Origin of the sequence: Ciceribacter azotifigens (assembly GCF_048159625.1) — a bacterium.
Taxonomy (GTDB): domain Bacteria; phylum Pseudomonadota; class Alphaproteobacteria; order Rhizobiales; family Rhizobiaceae; genus Allorhizobium; species Allorhizobium azotifigens.
Genome location: NZ_JBLQTA010000001.1, coordinates 264,374 through 281,325, shown reverse-complemented (window position 1 = coordinate 281,325; position 16,952 = coordinate 264,374). Strand labels below are relative to the sequence as shown.

Sequence of the window (16,952 nt, the reverse complement as noted above, 5' to 3'; positions counted from 1 at the left end):
TTTTGTTTAAGCCTGTCCACCGCGGACAGACGGATGCCAGAAAGTGACGGCGCGCTCTGCCAGCGCCACCACCCCGTAGAAGATCGAGCCTGCGAGCGCGGCGACCGCGATCTCGGCCCAGACCATGTCGACATTCGAACGCCCCACTTCCGTGGAAATCCGGAACCCCATGCCGACGATCGGGGTGCCGAAGAATTCTGCCACGATCGCGCCTATGAGCGCCAGCGTGGAATTGATCTTCAGGGCGGTGAAGATGAACGGCCAGGCGGCGGGCAGCCGGAGCTTCACCAGTGTCTGCCACCAGTTCGCGGCGTAGGTGCGCATCAGGTCGCGCTCCATATGGCTCGCCGAGGCGAGGCCCTGGACCGTGTTCACCAGCATCGGGAAGAAGGTCATGATGACGACGACCGCAACCTTCGACTGCCAGTCGAACCCGAACCACATCACCATGATCGGCGCGACGCCGACGATTGGCAGTGCCGACACGAAATTGCCGATCGGCAGCAGGCCCTTCTGGAGGAAGGGCGAACGATCGATGAGGATCGCCACCGCAAAGCCGAGGCCGCAGCCGAGGACATAGCCGGTCAGCACCGATTTCAGGAAGGTCTGGCGGAAGTCGGCCCAGAGGGTCGGGACCGACCCGACGAGCTTTGCCCAGATCGCCGAGGGCGCCGGCAGCAGGATCGACGGGATCGCAAAGCCATGCACGACGCATTCCCAGACGACCACGAGCGTGATGCCGAAGATCAGCGGAACGGCGATGCGGGCCGCCCGCCTTGCAGCCGGTGCGGCAAAATGCTGACGCACCAGCCATTCGTTGAGGCCCCAGGCCCCGAGCCAGAACAGGACGGCGAAGATCAGATAGGCGCTGTTCACGGCTTTTCCCCCATGCGCTTCAGGACGGCGGAATGGGCCATGCCGACGATGGTGACGAGGATAGCGGCAAGACCCGAGGCCATGAAGAGGGCAGCCCAGATCTGGATCGTCTGCCCGTAATAGGAACCGGAGAGCAAGCGGGCGCCGAGCCCGGCCACCGCGCCGGTCGGCAGCTCACCGACGATCGCACCGACGAGCGAGATCGCGATCGCCACCTTCAGCGAGGTGAAGAGATAGGGCATCGAGGCCGGCCAGCGCAGCTTCCAGAACATCTGCGAACGGCTGGCATTATAGGTGTGCATCAGGTCCAGCAGGATCGTGTCCGGGCTTCTCAGCCCCTTCACCATGCCGACGACGATCGGGAAGAAGGAGAGATAGGTCGAAATGAGCGCCTTCGGAAGCAGGCCGGAAACGCCGATCGAGTTCAGCACCACGATGATCATCGGCGCTACCGCGAGGATCGGGATGGTCTGGCTGGCGATCACCCACGGCATGAAGGAGCGGTCCATGGCGCGGTTGTGCACGATCGCGACCGCCAGCAGCACGCCGAGCAGCGTGCCGATGCCGAAGCCGGCCAGCGTCGCCGAGAGCGTGATCCAGGCGTGATAGACGAGGCTGCGCTTGGAGGTGATCGCCTTGCCGACCGTGGTATCCCAAAGCTCGACGGCAATCTGGTGCGGCGCGGGCAGGACCGGCCGTTCCTGGTTGAAGGTGCGTTCGACCACCTGTCCGAACGTCAGGACCTCGTTGTCGCGGGCGGCCTGGTCGCGCACGAACGGCGCGTTCAGGTAGACGACGAAAACGTGCCAGATGACCAGGATCGCGAAGAGGACGGTGAGGACGGGAAAGACCCGGTCACGGAAAAGGGAAGGTGAGGTCATGGGCCTTCCTCCGCGGTCAGGAATTGTCGTAGGAGAGGGAGAGGGGCCTTCTTTCCCAAGGGAACACTATTCATCATAGGAATGCCCCGCCTTCAGGCCCTCGCGGACGCGGTGGGCGATTTCGAGAAATTCCGGCGTCTCGCGGATGTCGAGTGGGCGCTCCTTCGGCAACGTCGAATGGATGATGTCGGTGACGCGGCCGGGCCGCGGGCTCATGACGACGATCTTGGTCGAGAGATAAACGGCCTCGGGGATCGAATGGGTGACGAAACAGATGGTCTTGTTGGTCGCCGCCCAGAGCTTCAGCAGTTGTTCGTTCAGGTGATCGCGCACGATTTCGTCGAGGGCGCCGAAGGGCTCGTCCATCAGCAGGAGGTCGGCGTCGAAGGCGAGTGCACGGGCGATAGAGGCGCGCTGCTGCATGCCGCCGGAAAGCTGCCAGGGGAATTTCTTGCCGAACCCGGTGAGGTTGACGAGTTTCAGCGTCTCCTCGATGCGCCGCCGCTGCTCCTCCTTGCCGTACCCCATGATCTCCAGCGGCAAGGCGATGTTCTTCTCGATCGTCCGCCAGGGATAGAGGGCGGCCGCCTGAAAGACGTAGCCGTAGGAGCGGTCCTTGCGGGCGTTCTCCGGCGTCATGCCGTTGACGGTGATTGCGCCGGAGGTGTGCTTTTCGAGGTCGGCGATCACCCTCAGAAAGGTCGTCTTGCCGCAGCCGGAGGGACCGATGAAGGAGACGAAGTCACCCTTCTCGACCTCGAGATCGACGTTCGAGAGGGCGTGGACGGGGCCGTCATTGGTCTGGAAGACCAGACTGAGGTCCTTGGCGGAGACAACGGAGGAGGGTGCATTCATTCGGTGGAACCATTCGGCTTTCTTGCAAAGGCATCAGGCCTCTTGCATTCTGTCAATGAGGCGCCGCGAGCGCGCGGCGAAAGGGAAACGGCGGCACGGCCGCCAGGGAGAAGAGGTCGCGACCATGGAAGCATCATCGAAACCCACCTGCCGTGTCGTCAAGCCCGGCAGCACCTATGACGGCAAGCAGGGCCTGAGCTATTTCGAGGGGATCGCGGCGGAGACGGTCGGCTCGAAGGGCATCTGCATGCATCTTCTGACCATGCCGCCCGGAGCGCGCGCCAAGGCCCACCTGCACGAGAGCCATGAGACGGCGATCTACTGCCTCTCCGGCCAGGCGCATACCTGGTACGGCGACCGGCTGGAAAACCACGTGATCCTGCACGCGGGCGAGATGTTCTACATCCCGGCCGGCGTGCCGCACCTGCCGGCGAACCTTTCCAGCACGCCGTGCTCGGCGATCATCGCCCGCACCGATCCCAACGAGCAGGAGAGCGTTGTGTTGTTGCCCGAGCTGGATGCGCTGGTGGAGATTTGAGGTTCCCCTTCTCCCCGACGGGGAGAAGGTGGCCCGGCCTGCACCCCCCTCTGTCCTGCCGGACATCTCCCCCTCAAGGGGGGAGATCAGACACCTTGAGCCGTTTGCCGATTGGCCAAGAAGGGGCACCATGCGCGTGGTGACTGAAAATGCCGGCGGTCTCGTATCTCGGTCGAGAGAACGGCTGGTGGCCGATAGGCGAGCTTCGCCAATCACAATTCCTTCAGGTGATCGGGCGGCCAGCCGCTCCCGATCTCCCCCCTTGAGGGGGAGATGCCCGGTAGGGCAGAGGGGGGTAAGGCCAGGTGCCGCCAGCATCGGGTCCGTCATACCCCCGTCGCCGGAATGCCGGTGCGCTCAACCTTGCGGGGGGCGACCAGTTCCTTCCAGGTGGAGAGCGCCTTGTTGACGGCCTGGAACGGCTCGCGCCTGACGAACTCGCCATGGCCCTCGCGCGTCTTGACCGTTGCTTCCTCGATCGCGACCATGCCGCGGGTGAGCGTGAAGCGCGGCAGGCCGGTCACCTGCTTGCCCTCGAAGACATTGTAGTCGATCGCCGACTGCTGGGTCTTGGCGGAAATGGTCTTGGAACGCTTCGGATCCCAGACGACGATGTCGGCGTCGGCGCCGACGAGGATCGCGCCCTTCTTCGGATACATGTTGAGGATCTTGGCGATGTTGGTCGAGGTGACGGCGACGAATTCGTTCATCGTCAGGCGGCCGGTCGCAACACCGTAGGTCCAGAGCATCGGCATGCGGTCTTCGAGCCCGCCGGTGCCGTTCGGGATCCTGGTGAAGTCGCCGACGCCGAAGCGCTTCTGCTCGGTGGTGAAGGCGCAGTGGTCGGTTGCCACACAGGAGAGCGAGCCCGACTGCAGGCCGGCCCAGAGGCTATCCTGGTGCTGCTTGTTGCGGAAGGGCGGGCTCATGACGCGGCGGGCGGCATGGTCCCAGTCCTTGTTGAAGTATTCGCTGTCGTCGAGCGTCAGGTGCTGGATCAGCGGTTCGCCATAGACGCGCATGCCTTTCTGGCGGGCGCGGCGGATCGCTTCATGGGCCTGTTCGCAGGAGGTGTGGACGACGTAGAGCGGAACACCCGCCATGTCGGCCAGCATGATCGCGCGGTTGGTCGCCTCGCCCTCGACTTCCGCCGGCCTCGAATAGGCGTGCGCTTCCGGTCCGTTGTTGCCTTCCGCCAGGAGCTTGGCGCACATGGCGGCCACCACGTCGCCGTTTTCCGCATGGACGAGCGGCAGCGCGCCGAGTTCGGCGCAGCGCGAGAAGGAGGCGAACATCTCATCGTCGTTCACCATCAGCGCGCCCTTGTAGGCCATGAAGTGTTTGAAGGTGTTGATGCCCTTGTCCTTGACGACGGTTTCCATCTCGTCGAACACGCGCTTGTTCCAGCCGGTAATCGCCATGTGGAAGGAGTAGTCGGCGTTGGCGCGGCTCGTCTTGTTGTGCCACATCTGCAGCGCGTCGAGGAGCGACTGGTCGGGAGCGGGCAGACAGAAGTCGACGACCATGGTCGTGCCGCCGGCAAGACCGGCGCGCGTGCCGCTCTCGAAATCGTCGGAGGAATAGGTGCCCATGAACGGCATTTCGAGGTGGACGTGCGGATCGATGCCGCCCGGCATGACGTAGCAGCCGGAGGCGTCCAGCACCTCGCCGCCGGAAAGGTTCGGGCCGATCTCGACGATCACGCCGCCCTCGATCCTGACGTCCGCCTTGTAGGTGAGATCGGCGGTGACGATCGTGCCGCCCTTGATGACTGTGCTCATTGGTCCCGTTCCCTCTTGTTCTTGTTCGAGGACCACCGGCTACATCGGTGCCGGAGGCCCGATGCCTATCGTCTTATTGTCTGTCTGGAGCCGCTACGCCGCTCACACCTCAACGAGGTCGAGTCGCTTTTCAATCCGGGTGAGGCGCTCGTCCACACGATCCAAACGTTTGGAGAGGCTGGCGTATTGGGCTGTGAGGCCGCCGACCTGATACTCGAGCAGTCCAAGACGCTCCTTGGTCTCAAGATGATACTGGGTGTGCAGGGCAAGCGTTTCCTGCATGCGCCCGAGCGTCTCGTAAATGAGCTCGTTCGTGACCTTGTCGGACATGGTCGCACCCTTTCGACGACCGAATATAGCGCCGAAGTGTTCACCCCACAATCTCCGCGGTTTCAAGTACCGCGTGGAAGAGCACGTCGGCGCCGGCGGCGGCCCATTCCCTGGAGATGTCCTCGGCCTCGTTGTGGCTGAGGCCGCCGACGCAGGGGCACATGACCATGGTTGCCGGCGCGACCTTGGCCGCCCAGCAGGCATCGTGGCCGGCGCCGGAGATGATGTTCATGTGGCTGTAGCCGAGCCGTTCGGCAGCCTTGCGGACCCGATCCACCAGAACCGGATCGAAGGTAACGGGATCGAAATGCCCGACCGCCTCGACCGAGCAGCCGACGCCGAGCGCCTCGCAGATCACGGCCGCCTCCTTCTCGATCCGCGCGCGCATGGCGTTGAGCTTGGCGAGGTCGGGTGTGCGGATGTCGACGGTGAAGACGACCTTGCCCGGCAGCACATTGCGGGAGTTGGGAGAGAAGAAGACCTGCCCGACACCGCCGACGGCGCCCGGCTGGTTCTCCATGGCGACCGTCTGCACCATTTCCATGATGCGGGACATCGCGAGCCCGGCATTGACGCGCATCGTCATCGGCGTCGAGCCGGTATGGGCTTCGCGGCCGGTCAGGGTGAATTCCAGCCACCAGAGGCCCTGACAGTGGGTGACGACGCCGATCTGCCGGTCCTCGGCCTCGAGGATCGGCCCCTGCTCGATGTGGTACTCGAAATAGGCGTGCATCTTGCGGGCGCCGACCTCCTCGTCGCCCTGCCAGCCGATGCGCTTCAGTTCCTCGCCATAGGTCTTGCCCTCGGGATCCTTGCGGTCATAGGCGTAGTCCAGCGTATGGACGCCGGCGAAGACGCCGGAGGCGAGCATGGCTGGCGCAAAGCGCGCGCCTTCCTCGTTGGCCCAGTTGGTGACGACGATCGGATGCCTGGTCTTGATGCCGAGATCGTTCATCGAGCGGACGACTTCGAGGGCGGAGAGCACGCCGAGCACGCCGTCGAACTTGCCGCCGGTCGGCTGCGTGTCGAGATGCGAACCGACATAGACGGGCAGCGCATCGGGGTCGGTGCTGGCGCGGGTCATGAACATGGTGCCCATCTTGTCGACGCCCATGGTGAGCCCGGCCTCGTCGCACCATTTCTTGAAGAGATGGCGGCCTTCACGGTCGGCGTCGGTCAGCGTCTGGCGATTGTTGCCGCCGGCGACGCCGGGGCCGATCTTCGCCATTTCCATGAGTGAATCCCACAGGCGATCGCCGTTCACGCGCAGATTCTCGCCGGGTGCAGCCGTCATTGCAAAGTCCTCACCAGTTTTTCGACGGGGTCATGCAAGCCGCATGCCCTCTTCTTTGTTCCCGTGGTCTCCGGCGGCCTCTTCGTGCCTTGTCCGGTGTCACATGCCCGGTTGCCTTTGTCAGACAACTGGCAGATAATTTGACCGATTGGTAAACATTACTACTTCCATCGCCGCACTCAAGCCGGAAAAATCAAAAAAGACACGACAATTTGGCGGGCAATTGCCAAAAAAATGTGCGGCGGAAAAAGGCAGGAAAAACGGTGGCCGACAGGCGACAGGAGCGATGGCATGGCAATACCGAGGGCAGCACAGACCCAGCGTCGGACCCGCATCCAGGAGGAGAAAGAGGAGATCATCCTCGAAGCTGCTCTCGACGTGTTTTCCCGCCGCGGCTTCCGCGGTGCGACCATCGACCAGATCGCAGAGGTCGCCGGCATGTCGAAGCCGAACCTGCTCTACTATTTCCGTACCAAGGAGGCGATGCACCGTACCCTGATCGACCGGGTGCTCGATACCTGGCTCGAGCCGTTGCGCGCCTTCGACGCGGAAGGTGATCCGGAAGAAGAGGTGCGCTCCTATATCCGGCGGAAGCTCGAGATGGCGCGTGATTTTCCGCGCGAGAGCCGTCTTTTCGCCAACGAGATCCTGCAGGGCGCGCCGAACATCGAGGACGTGCTCAAAGGCCCGCTGAAGGCGCTGGTCGACGAAAAGGTGGAGGTGATCCGAAGCTGGATAAGAGCGGGCAAGATCGTCGACTGCGATCCCTACCACCTGATCTTCTCGATCTGGTCAACGACCCAGCACTATGCCGATTTCGACGTCCAGGTCCGCGCCGTTCTCGGTGAAGGCCGGGCCTGCGACGACCGCTTCGAGGATGCGGCGCGGTTTCTCGAAGCCTTTTTCACGCGCGGGCTGATTCCTGCAGCGAGCCGCTGATCAGTCGGGCAGCCGTGCCATCAGGACGAGACCGCCCGCCGTCACCAGCGCACCGGCGAAGACCGAAGCGGAGGCCCAGCCGTGTCCCATCAGGCCTTCCAGGATGATGATGAAGGTCGGCGTCAGGTAGCCGTAGCCGAGCACCTTCGGCGCGGGCAGGCGCATCGAGGCGAACTGCAGCAGGAAGAAGGTGATGCCGGTGGTGACGACCGCGAGATAGATCGCGGCAAACCAGACGAAGCCGGGCAGAGCGGCATAGTCGATGCTCGCGAGCTGCGGCGTCGCCGGGATCAGAATGAACAAGAGCGTGCAGACGGTCGCCCAGAAGACGAAGACGATCGCCGGTTCGCCGCGATTGAAGCGGCGGAGCAGCGGCACGTAGGCGGCATGGCAGAGCACGCCGACGAAATAGATGAGCTCGCCGCGGCCGACGTCGAAGGCGAGGAGGGCGCCAAGGTCGCCGCGGAAGATCACCCAGATCGCGCCGACGGCGGCAAGCAGCAGGCTCAGCAACACGTCGGGCCGGGTGCGCTGACGCATCAGCATCCAGGCGAAAACGGCGCTTGCGAGCGGCATCAGCGTGAACACCGCGCCGGTCGCCACGGGTGCGGTGAACTGCAGCGCGATGAACATGGTGACCATGTAGACGGCCATCAGCAGGCCGAGCACGAAGAAGCGCGCCGGCTCTGCGGGGAGGCGGAACCGGTGGCGGAACACGCCGAAACACAAGGTCCCGATGACGGCGACCGTTGCGCCATAGCGGACCGCCTGCAGCGCGATCGGCGGCATCGAGCGGGTTGCCAGCCCGCCGATCGAAAAGGACGAGGCGATCAGCATGGCAAAGAGCAGCATCGCCAGATGGGCCAGTAGCTTCTGCCGTCCCGTGGCGTGAATATTGTGCCTGTTTGCGGATATGCGCCCGTTTGTCATGTTCGTTCCCTGCCGATCGCGACGCACGCCGCGGCATCGCCGTAGCATGGCGCGGCGGTGGCCGGAAGAACCGATTTCGGGATGCGGCTCGTGCCGAGGTCTGTCCGACGCCGGTCAGCGCATGCGGAGGATCATCGCGCCGGCGGCGATGATGAGTGCCGCGGCGATGCGTGTGCCGCCGACCCGTTCCTTGAGCACGAGCCCGGAGATCGCCGCGCCGAACAGGATGGAAGTCTCCCGGAGCGCTGCAACGACCGCAACGGGTGCGAGCGTCATCGCCCAGAGGGCGATTCCATAGGAGGATACGGTCCCGACACCGCCGATCAGCCCGAGATGCCAGTTGCCGGCGGTGTAGCGTCGGAAGACCTCGCGGCGGGTGAGGATCGCCCAGAGGATGAGTGGCGGACCGGTCAGGAGCGAAAGCCAGAGAGTATAGGCCGCCGGCGATCCGGAGAGCCTGACGCCGACGCCGTCCACCAGTGTGTAGCCGGCGATGACCACGGCGTTCATGAGGGCAAGCAGGACGCCCGTCCTGCTGTCGCGTCCCGGCACCCCTCCCATCATGCTGAGAATGCCGGTGCAGATGACGGCGACACCGATCCAGCCGGCCGTCGAAAGGGGTTCGCCGATCCAGGCAGTGCTCGCGAGCGCGACCAGCAGGGGCGCCGTTCCACGCATGAGCGGATAGGTCTGGCTCATGTCGGCTGCATGGTAGGCGCGGGCGACCAGCACGAAATAGCCGACCTGCAGGACGGTCGAGGTGGCGATGAAGGGCCAGCTCGCCGGTGCCGGGGAGGGCAGGAAGGGCAGCACGACCGCCGCGATCAGCGAGGCGGAGGCCGCGACGAGCACCGTCGTCAGCAGCTTGTCGCCGGCCCCCTTGACGAGCGCGTTCCATGTCGCGTGCAGGGCGGCCGCGAAAAGGACGACGATGAAGACGGAAAGGGCCAAGGCTTATGCCGACCTGCTGCTTTCGGCGATCGTCCGCGCTTGCTCCTTCGCGAAGCGCAGGAACGCCGCCCCGTCCATCGGCCGGGCGAGAGCATAGCCCTGCAGCGACTGGCAGCCGAGATCGCGCAGGATCGCCGCGTGCTCCATCGTTTCAACACCTTCGGCGACGATCTCGATGCCGAGCGAGCGGCCGATCTCGACGATCGAGCTGATCAGGCGGCGCTGTGCCGGCGACTCGATGATCGGAAAGGTCAGCTGGCGGTCGATCTTGAGCCGGCGCGGGGAAATCTTCAGCAACGACAGGATGGAGGCATAGCCGGTGCCGAAATCGTCGATCTCGATGTCGATGCCGTAGCGCCGTATCCGCTCGATGCTCTCGACGACCGCCGAGCCCTTGTCATCGAAGGAGATCGACTCGAGGAGTTCGAAGGACAGGCTTCCCGGCAGCAGCTTCAGGCGGTCGAGATGCTGGAACAGCGCCTCGTCAAAGAGGCGTTGCGCCGAGATGTTGACCGACACCTTGCGGATGTCGAGATCGTTGGCCCGCCAGCGTGCGAGCTGGAACAGTGCCTGGTCGAGGATCATCGCGTCGATCTGCGAGACGACGTTCAGGTTCTCGGCGACCTTCAGGAACTTGTCGGGACCGAGAATGCCGAGCTCCGGGTGCTCCCAGCGCGCGAGCGCTTCCACGCCGGAGATCTCCAGCGTATGGGCATCGAACTGAGGCTGGAAGTAGGCGACGAAATCGCTCTTCTCCAGTGACCGGAGGATGGCGTCCGCGGTCTTCTTCGTCGTGATGGTCAGGGACTTCAGATCGTCGTTATAGCGCTCGACGCGGTTGCGACCATGCCGCTTCGCTTCGTAGAGGGCGATGTCGGCGTTGACGAGCAACTGTTCGATCTGCATGCCGGAATCGGCGCGCGAGGCGACACCGATGCTGGCGCCGATGCGGCATTCGTGCCCTGCATAGGCAAGCGGCAGGTTGATCGCATCAATGAGCCGTTTGGCGAGCTCGAGGTGTTCGCGTTCCTTCAAGGCGCCTGCGCAGACGACGACGAACTCGTCACCGCCGATGCGGGCGACGAAATCCTCCGCGCGGATGCTCTCGCGCAGCCGAAGTGCCGCCTGTCTCAGGATGTGGTCGCCCGCGCCGTGTCCGAGCGTGTCGTTGATGTCCTTGAAGCGGTCGAGATCGATGTGAAGAAGCGTGAAGTGTTCCGAGTCCCCGGCCTTTTCGCCGAGCTTGGCAAGATACTGGTCGAGATAGCGCCTGTTCGGCAGGCTGGTGAGGGCATCGTGGAGCGAGTTGTGCTCCATGTGCTGGCGGGCGAGCTCGAGCTCGCGGTTCTGCGATTCCGCCCGTGCCTTGGCCTCGCGCAGTTCCTGCTGCAGCGTGACGTCCGCCGTGACGTTCCAGTTGACCCCCACCATTTTCTGGCGAAGGAAGGAGTCCCGATACTGGGTGCCGAGCGCGCGGATATGGCGAATCTCACCCGACGGAGTGACGATGCGGAATTCGGTCGCGTAGTCCGTGCCCTCGGCGATGCAGGCACGAAAAACCCATTCGGCCTCCTCGACGTCGTCGGGGTGGAGCGCACCTCTCCATGTCTCGTAGGTGCTGCCGGCAGACATTTCGACGCCGTAGAGTTGCGCCATCCGGCCGTCCCAGTCGAGCGTACCGGTCGTCAGGTCGAGTTCCCAGACCCCGATCTTCGATGCCTCGAGCGCGATGTCGAGCCGCTGCGAGAGAGCGTGAAGCTCCTCTTGGTGGCGGGAGAGCACCGCGATGTTCTTTTGCCGTTCCCGCAGAAGGCGGGCCACCCAGATGACCGGCGCCAGGATCATGGCGCCAACCGCCAGCATCAGCAGACGCGAGACCCACATGTCGGCCTGCGGCTGGTTCCAGCCGCCCTTCGGGACCGCGGCGATCTTCCAGCTCTCGTGGCCGAAGTTGACGAACATGCTGACCGGAGCGCTCGCGAATATCGCGGAGTCGCCGTAGAAGGTCTCGATCAACCGTCCGCCCTCAGTCGTCGCAATGGCGACGTCGATGTCGAGGGACCTGGCGAAAAGGCCGCTGTCGGCGAACAGCTTGTCGATGTCCACGACCCCCGAGACGAGGCCCCACAGGGCGGGAACTGAACCGGCCTTCTCGACCATGACCGGGTAGCGCACGACGAGGCCGCGGCCGCCCTGGATGAGGTTGATCGGTCCGGTGACGACGAAGTTTCCGGTCGCCACCGCCTTCAGTGCGTCGTCTCGCTGGGCGGCATTGGCGCGGTAGTCGAGGCCGATGACGGCCTTGTTGGCATCGTAGGGATAGGCGTAGGCGACCTTCAGGGCGGGGGCGCCCACCACGTTGCGCAGTTGCGACTTGGAGCTCAGAATTCTCTTCGATAGCGCCGAGAACCGGGCTTCGTCGATCGTCTGCTCCGTTTCGAGCGCCGCGACGAGACCTTTGAGCAACTGGATGTTCGCGCTCATGTTGCCTTCGAGCTTGGCCCGGAGGAGCCCGAGATTTTCCGTCACTTCGGCCCGGAGATTGTCCATGCTGATGTGCTCGCGCTGCTTGTCCGCATACGCAATCGAAATCGCGACCGCAGCGACGGCGATGAGTGCCGGCAAGTAGTAGGGCAGGACGAACCGAAAATATTTCCAGTTCGGACGTCTGTCGTCGGTGGGGCTCATATTCGAAACGGATCAAGAAACAGATTGAGTGGCGACAAAAGCTAAGGGGCTTCCCCGTGCAAGTTGCAGGATGGAGGAAACCCTTGAAGAATTTCTGAATCGAGTTGTGGACGCGCGGATACATTACCTTGAGTGGATGAAGGCACGAACGGGCGCCCGACAAAGGGCAAAAGAAAACAGGGCCGCGGTTCACGCGGCCCTGCAAGATGTCGACTTTCCCCGGGTGGCGACAAATGCGTCGCGACGACTATTCCGCCGCCTGCACCGCCATCGGATTGTTCGGATGCGTCGTCCAGTTCGCGTAGTTCGGGTCGACCGGCCTGCCGGTACGCTGGTCGATCGTGCCGGGTTCGAGGCCGACCATGGTGATGCAATTCTCGACCGGACAGACGTTGACGCAAAGATTGCAGCCGACGCATTCCTCTTCCTTGACCTCGAAGTGGCGCACGCCATTGACCACGTTCGTGATCGCCTGGTGCGAGGTGTCCTCGCAGGCGATGTGGCAGCGGCCGCACTTGATGCAGGCGTCCTGATCGATGTGTGCCTTGGCGATGTAGTTGAGGTTCAGGTACTTCCAGTCGGTGACGTTCGGCACCGCGCGGCCGCAGATGTCGTCGAGCGTGCGGTGTCCCTTGGCGTCCATCCAGTCGGAAAGCCCCGTGATCATCTCTTGGACGATCTTGAAGCCGTAGGTCATGGCCGCGGTGCAGACCTGGACGTTGCCGGCGCCAAGCGTCAGAAACTCCGCCGCATCGCGCCAGGTGGTGACCCCGCCGATGCCGGAGATCGGCAGGCCGTAGGTCTCCGGATCGCGGGCGATTTCGGCGACCATGTTGAGTGCGATCGGCTTGACCGCCGGGCCGCAATAGCCGCCGTGGGTGCCCTTGCCGCCGACGGTCGGGTTGGGGGCGAAGCTGTCGAGGTCGACCGAGACGATGGAGTTGATCGTGTTGATGAGCGACACGGCGTCCGTCCCGCCGGCCTTGGCGGCGCGCGCCGGCTTGCGGATGTCGGTGATGTTCGGCGTCAGTTTGGTGATGACCGGCATGCGGGAGTACTGCTTGCACCAGCGCACGACCATCTCGATATACTCCGGCACCTGGCCGACCGCGGCGCCCATGCCGCGCTCGGACATGCCGTGCGGACAGCCGAAATTGAGTTCGATGCCGTCCGCGCCCGTCTCCTCGACGAGCGGCAGGATCGCCTTCCACTCCTCCTCGACGCAGGGAACCATGATCGAGGCGATGAGCGCGCGGTCCGGCCAGTTCTTCTTGACCATCTTCATCTCCTGCAGGTTCACCTGCAGAGGACGGTCGGTGATGAGCTCGATGTTGTTGAGGCCGAGAAGCCTGCGGTCGGCGCCCCAGATCGCGCCGTAGCGCGGTCCGTTGACGTTGACGACCGGCGGGCCTTCCGAGCCCAGTGTCTTCCAGACGACGCCGCCCCAGCCGGCCTTGAAGGCGCGCTCGACGTTGTAGGCCTTGTCCGTCGGCGGTGCGGAGGCGAGCCAGAACGGGTTCGGAGACTTGATGCCGACGAAATTGTTGCGAAGATCAGCCATGATATTTCTCCCGATCCTTTAGGCGACAGCAGTGACGCCCGCCGCCGCTGCGGCGAGAGAGCGGTTGATGCTTTCGGCCGCGTCGCGGCCCATGGCGACGGCGGAAACCGTCAGGTCCTTGCCGCCGGTCGCGCAGTCGCCACCGGCCCAGACGCCGGGAACGGAGGTGCGGCCTTCGCCATCGATGGCGATCTTGCCGGCCTGGAGCTGCAACTGTTCGATCCCGAGGAGATCGAGTTTCTGACCGATCGCCACGAGAACCTGGTCGGCCTTGATCTCGACGGTGTGGCCGGTGCCCTTCATCATGCCGTTTTCGACATGGGTGTATTCGAAGGTGATGGCCGAGACATGCCCGTGGTGATGGGCGACCTCCTTCGGCTGCAACCAGTGACGGATGGTGACGCCCTTCGAAGCGGCGAGATCCTGCTCGAACTCCGAGGCGTTCATGTGCTCCTTGCCGCGGCGGTAGCAGATCGTGACGTTTTCCGCGCCGAGCAGCTTGGCCTGCACGGCCGCATCGATCGCCGTCATGCCGCCACCGATGACCACGACGTCGCGGCCGACCGGAACGTCGCCTTTGCTCGTTGCTTCGCGCAGGTTCGCGATGAACTCGACGGCATCCGCCACGCCGTTGATGTCGGCGCCCGGAATGCCGAGCATGTTGACGTTGCCAAGGCCGGTGCCGAGGAAGACGGCGTCGTGTTTTGCCTGGAGATCGGCCAGCGTGAAGTCGCGGCCGAGCATCTCGCCGTTGATGACGTCGATATTGCCGATCGAGAGCACGTAGTCGACTTCCGCCTGGGCGAAGTCGTTGGTCGCCTTGTAGGCGGCGATGCCGTACTCGTTGAGGCCGCCCGCCTTCTCGCGGTGATCGTAGACAGTCACGCGGTGGCCGTGCATCGCAAGCCGGTGGGCGCAGGCGAGGCCGGCCGGGCCGGCGCCGACGACGGCGACCGATTTGTCGGTCGCCGCGGCCGGCGTGTAGAACTGGCGGCCCTCATCGATCGCGAGATCGGTGGCGTAGCGTTGCAGGCGACCGATCTCGACCGGGCGCTCCTCGGCCGTGTTGCGCACACAGGCCTCTTCGCAGAGTGTTTCGGTGGGGCAGACGCGGGCGCACATGCCGCCGAGGATGTTCTGATCGAAGATCGTTTTCGCCGCGCCGGTCGCGTTGCCGGTGGCGATCTGGCGGATGAACATCGGAATGTCGATGGCCGTGGGACAGGCCGTCATGCACGGCGCATCGTGACAGAAGTAACAGCGGTCCGAGGCCACCAGCGCTTCGTGATCACCGAGGCGCGGGTGCAGGTCGGAGAAATTCTTTGCATATTCGGCAGCGTCGAGCCGCCCGGCCTTCAGGCCCGGTTCCAGTCTTCGCATCGCAGTTCCCTCTTTTTTATGGCGCGATTGCAATGACGTTAACTCAAGACAAAAAATTTATCAAACGGTAAAATTTTTTGGTCGAGGTATCACAGAACACCTGCGAGGCAACGGGTTTCAGCCGCCGAGCAGGGCGCGTTCGCAGTCCCTGTAGCGGGGCGGGGAGAGGCCTCAAACTCGCCGCCTCCGACGTTCACAACCTCTTCGAGGGGCTTCGTGCGCTCCCTTCCGGAATAAAGATGAAGATAATTCTCAAGTTTATTCTTTACTGTGAAATTCATGTTTTGTAGGTTGCGTTCCGCAGCGGCCGGATTCCCTCCGCTGCCGGGGCAAACGCAGCCGACAGAAGGTGGATCATGGCGAAGAAGAACAGGAAGAGCAGCCCTCGAAATGTCGCCGAAACGGCGGCCGCGACGGAAGCGGGCGGCCGCACCGCCAGCGAGGTCCGCAGCTTCCTCTATGTCGGCGGGCGCGATTGCCAGGTCGCCCATCTTCGCCAGATCGCCAGCAGCTACGGCGCGGAACTAATCCATCATGACGGCGGTTTACGGGAGGCAGTGTCGCGCATCGACACGGTGCTTCCCTCGGTCGACTGCGTGTTCTGCCCGATCGACTGTATCAGCCATGACGCATGTCTGAGGGTGAAAACCGGCTGCAAGAAGTTCGGCAAGACGTTCATTCCTCTGCGCAACGGCTCGAAGTCCAGCCTGGAGCGGGCGCTCCAGACGATGAGCGAAAGGAATGATGTCTCATGAGTTACGATGTCCCAGATCCCGCTCTGCTGATAGGACTCCAGAAGCTCGCGGAACGGCACGGCGACGGTTTCGCCACGGAGCTCGGCGAGCGGCTGGCAAACCAGGCCGGGCGGAACGCCGCCGGTGCCGAGGTGGTCGCCATTCCCGGCCTTCACCAGCGGCCGGCTTCCCGCGTGCCGCACGGCGCCTATAGCGGCGGCAAGAATGGTCGCGGCGCGGTAAACGTCATTGCGTTTCCGTTGCCGCGCTGGAAGCGCAACGAGAAGCGGCGGCGGAGCTGATCGGTCGTCGCGATGCGTTTAGTCCTGTCGGGTATGGAAGAACGCACCGAATCCGGCAACGAGCCAGCCAAGCATCATCAGGATACCGCCCGTCGGCGCGGCCATCGGAAAGAGGCTCGTGCCGGCGAACTGCTTCATCGAGAGATCTCCGGCAAAGAGCAGCGTGCCGGCTGCGAGCACCAGCCCGGCAACGGTCGCGGTGCGGATCTGCCGGTGGCCCGCGTAAAGGGCAAGCAGTGCCGGCGCATGGGCGAGACACATCATCGAGGCGGGACGCAGCAGGCTTTCCGAACCGAGATGGGTGGCGGCTGCGGCGAGCCCGACGCCGGCGGCGCCGATGAGGCCGGCGAGCAGCAGGAGGAGGGGGCGAATGCGTTCCATCCGGCGTGCTATTCCTTGTTCTGCATGTGATGGGCAAGGCGTTCGACGGGTTCCCAGATGATGTTCCGCAGCGTTTCGCTCTCGATCGTCTCGTCGAGTGCGCGGCGGAAGCAGAGCAGCCATTCGTCTCGTTCTGCCGGGCCGATCTCCGCAATCATATGGCGGCGGCGCAGCATCGGATGGCCGCGCTTCTCCATGTAGATGGGCGGGCCACCGAGATAGCCGGTCAGGTATTCGTAGAACTTCTCTTCGCTGCCGCTCAGGTCTTTCGGGTGAACGGCGCGGCAGCGGGCGGCTTCCGGCAGTGTATCCATGAGATGGTAGAAATGCCGGACCAGCGCGCGCACCGTCGTGTCGCCGCCGATCGCTTCATAGAGCGTGATTACGTCTTCAGTCACCGATAGAACCTCAAGGAGCCGCCCGCTCTACATGACCGGTTTGAAGTGCGGGTGCAACCATGCGGACGGTCGTGCGGCGATCGGGCACATGTCTGGCGTCAGCGGAAAGACATCGTCGATCGCCTGCCTTCGT

At 63.9% G+C, this 16,952-nt stretch carries 17 protein-coding genes; 4 read left to right on the top strand and 13 right to left on the bottom strand.

The genetic code is table 11. The features are described 5' to 3' along the window. Window positions 1-6 precede the first annotated feature (6 nt). From ACM6UT_RS01440 to ACM6UT_RS01430, 3 genes are all read right to left on the bottom strand, one after another. Window positions 7-876: an ABC transporter permease gene (locus ACM6UT_RS01440; RefSeq protein WP_416795596.1), complete on the bottom strand. Its 870-nt coding sequence runs from the start codon at window positions 874-876 to the stop codon at window positions 7-9. Further along, on the bottom strand, window positions 873-1,757 hold the full coding sequence (locus tag ACM6UT_RS01435) for an ABC transporter permease (RefSeq protein ID WP_416795595.1): 885 nt from the start codon (window positions 1,755-1,757) through the stop codon (window positions 873-875). The genes ACM6UT_RS01440 and ACM6UT_RS01435 overlap by 4 nt, the downstream gene beginning before the upstream one ends. Window positions 1,758-1,823: 66 nt before the next feature. Next, the gene (locus ACM6UT_RS01430; RefSeq protein WP_416795594.1) at window positions 1,824-2,612 is read right to left on the bottom strand and encodes an ABC transporter ATP-binding protein; all 789 of its coding nucleotides are present in this window, start codon (window positions 2,610-2,612) and stop codon (window positions 1,824-1,826) included. A gap of 124 nt (window positions 2,613-2,736) precedes the next feature. Between ACM6UT_RS01430 and ACM6UT_RS01425 the strand changes: the two genes are divergently transcribed. Continuing rightward, the gene (locus tag ACM6UT_RS01425; protein WP_416795593.1) at window positions 2,737-3,150 is read left to right on the top strand and encodes a cupin domain-containing protein; all 414 of its coding nucleotides are present in this window, start codon (window positions 2,737-2,739) and stop codon (window positions 3,148-3,150) included. Between the two features lie 326 nt (window positions 3,151-3,476). On the opposite strand, the gene hydA is transcribed toward ACM6UT_RS01425, so the two are convergent. The 3 genes from hydA to ACM6UT_RS01410 all read right to left on the bottom strand — a co-directional run bounded on the left by hydA (window position 3,477) and on the right by ACM6UT_RS01410 (window position 6,555). Continuing rightward, on the bottom strand, window positions 3,477-4,931 hold the full coding sequence (gene hydA / locus ACM6UT_RS01420) for a dihydropyrimidinase (RefSeq protein WP_416795592.1): 1,455 nt from the start codon (window positions 4,929-4,931) through the stop codon (window positions 3,477-3,479). 102 nt (window positions 4,932-5,033) lie between these two features. Then, window positions 5,034-5,261: a hypothetical protein gene (locus ACM6UT_RS01415; protein ID WP_416795591.1), complete on the bottom strand. Its 228-nt coding sequence runs from the start codon at window positions 5,259-5,261 to the stop codon at window positions 5,034-5,036. Window positions 5,262-5,301: 40 nt separating this feature from the next. After that, the gene (locus ACM6UT_RS01410) at window positions 5,302-6,555 is read right to left on the bottom strand and encodes a Zn-dependent hydrolase (protein ID WP_416795590.1); all 1,254 of its coding nucleotides are present in this window, start codon (window positions 6,553-6,555) and stop codon (window positions 5,302-5,304) included. A 291-nt stretch (window positions 6,556-6,846) separates the two neighbouring features. On the opposite strand from ACM6UT_RS01410, the gene ACM6UT_RS01405 reads away from it, so the two are divergent. Further along, window positions 6,847-7,494, top strand: a complete 648-nt coding sequence (locus ACM6UT_RS01405) for a TetR family transcriptional regulator C-terminal domain-containing protein (protein WP_416795589.1) — start codon at window positions 6,847-6,849, stop codon at window positions 7,492-7,494. On the opposite strand, the gene ACM6UT_RS01400 is transcribed toward ACM6UT_RS01405, so the two are convergent. The 5 genes from ACM6UT_RS01400 to ACM6UT_RS01380 form a co-directional block, all read right to left on the bottom strand. Then, window positions 7,495-8,424 carry a DMT family transporter gene (locus ACM6UT_RS01400; protein WP_416795588.1) on the bottom strand — a complete coding sequence of 310 codons (930 nt, stop codon included), beginning with the start codon at window positions 8,422-8,424 and terminating at the stop codon, window positions 7,495-7,497. It abuts the gene before it with no gap. Between the two features lie 114 nt (window positions 8,425-8,538). After that, a complete protein-coding gene (locus tag ACM6UT_RS01395) occupies window positions 8,539-9,375 on the bottom strand; it encodes an EamA family transporter (protein WP_416795587.1) in 837 nt (278 codons plus the stop codon). Window positions 9,376-9,378: 3 nt separating this feature from the next. Beyond that, window positions 9,379-12,063 carry a bifunctional diguanylate cyclase/phosphodiesterase gene (locus ACM6UT_RS01390; protein WP_416795586.1) on the bottom strand — a complete coding sequence of 895 codons (2,685 nt, stop codon included), beginning with the start codon at window positions 12,061-12,063 and terminating at the stop codon, window positions 9,379-9,381. A 247-nt stretch (window positions 12,064-12,310) separates the two neighbouring features. Then, window positions 12,311-13,624 (bottom strand): NAD-dependent dihydropyrimidine dehydrogenase subunit PreA, encoded by a 1,314-nt coding sequence (gene preA / locus ACM6UT_RS01385; protein ID WP_416795585.1) that lies wholly within the window; start codon window positions 13,622-13,624, stop codon window positions 12,311-12,313. Between the two features lie 18 nt (window positions 13,625-13,642). After that, on the bottom strand, window positions 13,643-15,004 hold the full coding sequence (locus ACM6UT_RS01380; protein WP_416795584.1) for an NAD(P)-dependent oxidoreductase: 1,362 nt from the start codon (window positions 15,002-15,004) through the stop codon (window positions 13,643-13,645). Between the two features lie 356 nt (window positions 15,005-15,360). Here ACM6UT_RS01380 and ACM6UT_RS01375 point away from each other — a divergent pair, with 356 nt between their 5' ends. Both ACM6UT_RS01375 and ACM6UT_RS01370 read left to right on the top strand, forming a co-directional pair. After that, window positions 15,361-15,759 (top strand): DUF2325 domain-containing protein, encoded by a 399-nt coding sequence (locus ACM6UT_RS01375; protein WP_416795583.1) that lies wholly within the window; start codon window positions 15,361-15,363, stop codon window positions 15,757-15,759. Continuing rightward, window positions 15,756-16,040, top strand: coding sequence for a hypothetical protein (locus ACM6UT_RS01370; RefSeq protein ID WP_416795582.1), 285 nt, complete (start codon window positions 15,756-15,758; stop codon window positions 16,038-16,040). Before ACM6UT_RS01375 ends, ACM6UT_RS01370 begins: the two co-directional genes overlap by 4 nt. An 18-nt stretch (window positions 16,041-16,058) precedes the next feature. Here the strand turns inward: ACM6UT_RS01370 and ACM6UT_RS01365 are convergent, their stop codons facing one another. Then, complete coding sequence (locus ACM6UT_RS01365; RefSeq protein ID WP_416795581.1) at window positions 16,059-16,421, bottom strand: DUF423 domain-containing protein; 363 nt, start codon at window positions 16,419-16,421, stop codon at window positions 16,059-16,061. A gap of 8 nt (window positions 16,422-16,429) precedes the next feature. Continuing rightward, window positions 16,430-16,819, bottom strand: a complete 390-nt coding sequence (locus ACM6UT_RS01360; RefSeq protein ID WP_416795580.1) for a group II truncated hemoglobin — start codon at window positions 16,817-16,819, stop codon at window positions 16,430-16,432. Between the last annotated feature and the right edge of the window lie 133 nt (window positions 16,820-16,952).

Bases quoted from the DNA above. Each gene is read 5' to 3' on its own strand.
- ACM6UT_RS01375 (WP_416795583.1), top strand. From the start codon at position 15,361: ATGGCGAAGAAGAACAGGAAGAGCAGCCCTCGAAATGTCGCCGAAACG.
- ACM6UT_RS01400 (WP_416795588.1), bottom strand. From the start codon at position 8,424: ATGACAAACGGGCGCATATCCGCAAACAGGCACAATATTCACGCCACG.
- ACM6UT_RS01380 (WP_416795584.1), bottom strand. From the start codon at position 15,004: ATGCGAAGACTGGAACCGGGCCTGAAGGCCGGGCGGCTCGACGCTGCC.
- ACM6UT_RS01365 (WP_416795581.1), bottom strand. From the start codon at position 16,421: ATGGAACGCATTCGCCCCCTCCTCCTGCTGCTCGCCGGCCTCATCGGC.
- ACM6UT_RS01435 (WP_416795595.1), bottom strand. From the start codon at position 1,757: ATGACCTCACCTTCCCTTTTCCGTGACCGGGTCTTTCCCGTCCTCACC.
- ACM6UT_RS01425 (WP_416795593.1), top strand. From the start codon at position 2,737: ATGGAAGCATCATCGAAACCCACCTGCCGTGTCGTCAAGCCCGGCAGC.
- ACM6UT_RS01430 (WP_416795594.1), bottom strand. From the start codon at position 2,612: ATGAATGCACCCTCCTCCGTTGTCTCCGCCAAGGACCTCAGTCTGGTC.
- ACM6UT_RS01415 (WP_416795591.1), bottom strand. From the start codon at position 5,261: ATGTCCGACAAGGTCACGAACGAGCTCATTTACGAGACGCTCGGGCGC.
- ACM6UT_RS01390 (WP_416795586.1), bottom strand. From the start codon at position 12,063: ATGAGCCCCACCGACGACAGACGTCCGAACTGGAAATATTTTCGGTTC.
- preA (WP_416795585.1), bottom strand. From the start codon at position 13,624: ATGGCTGATCTTCGCAACAATTTCGTCGGCATCAAGTCTCCGAACCCG.
- hydA (WP_416795592.1), bottom strand. From the start codon at position 4,931: ATGAGCACAGTCATCAAGGGCGGCACGATCGTCACCGCCGATCTCACC.
- ACM6UT_RS01405 (WP_416795589.1), top strand. From the start codon at position 6,847: ATGGCAATACCGAGGGCAGCACAGACCCAGCGTCGGACCCGCATCCAG.
- ACM6UT_RS01410 (WP_416795590.1), bottom strand. From the start codon at position 6,555: ATGACGGCTGCACCCGGCGAGAATCTGCGCGTGAACGGCGATCGCCTG.
- ACM6UT_RS01370 (WP_416795582.1), top strand. From the start codon at position 15,756: ATGAGTTACGATGTCCCAGATCCCGCTCTGCTGATAGGACTCCAGAAG.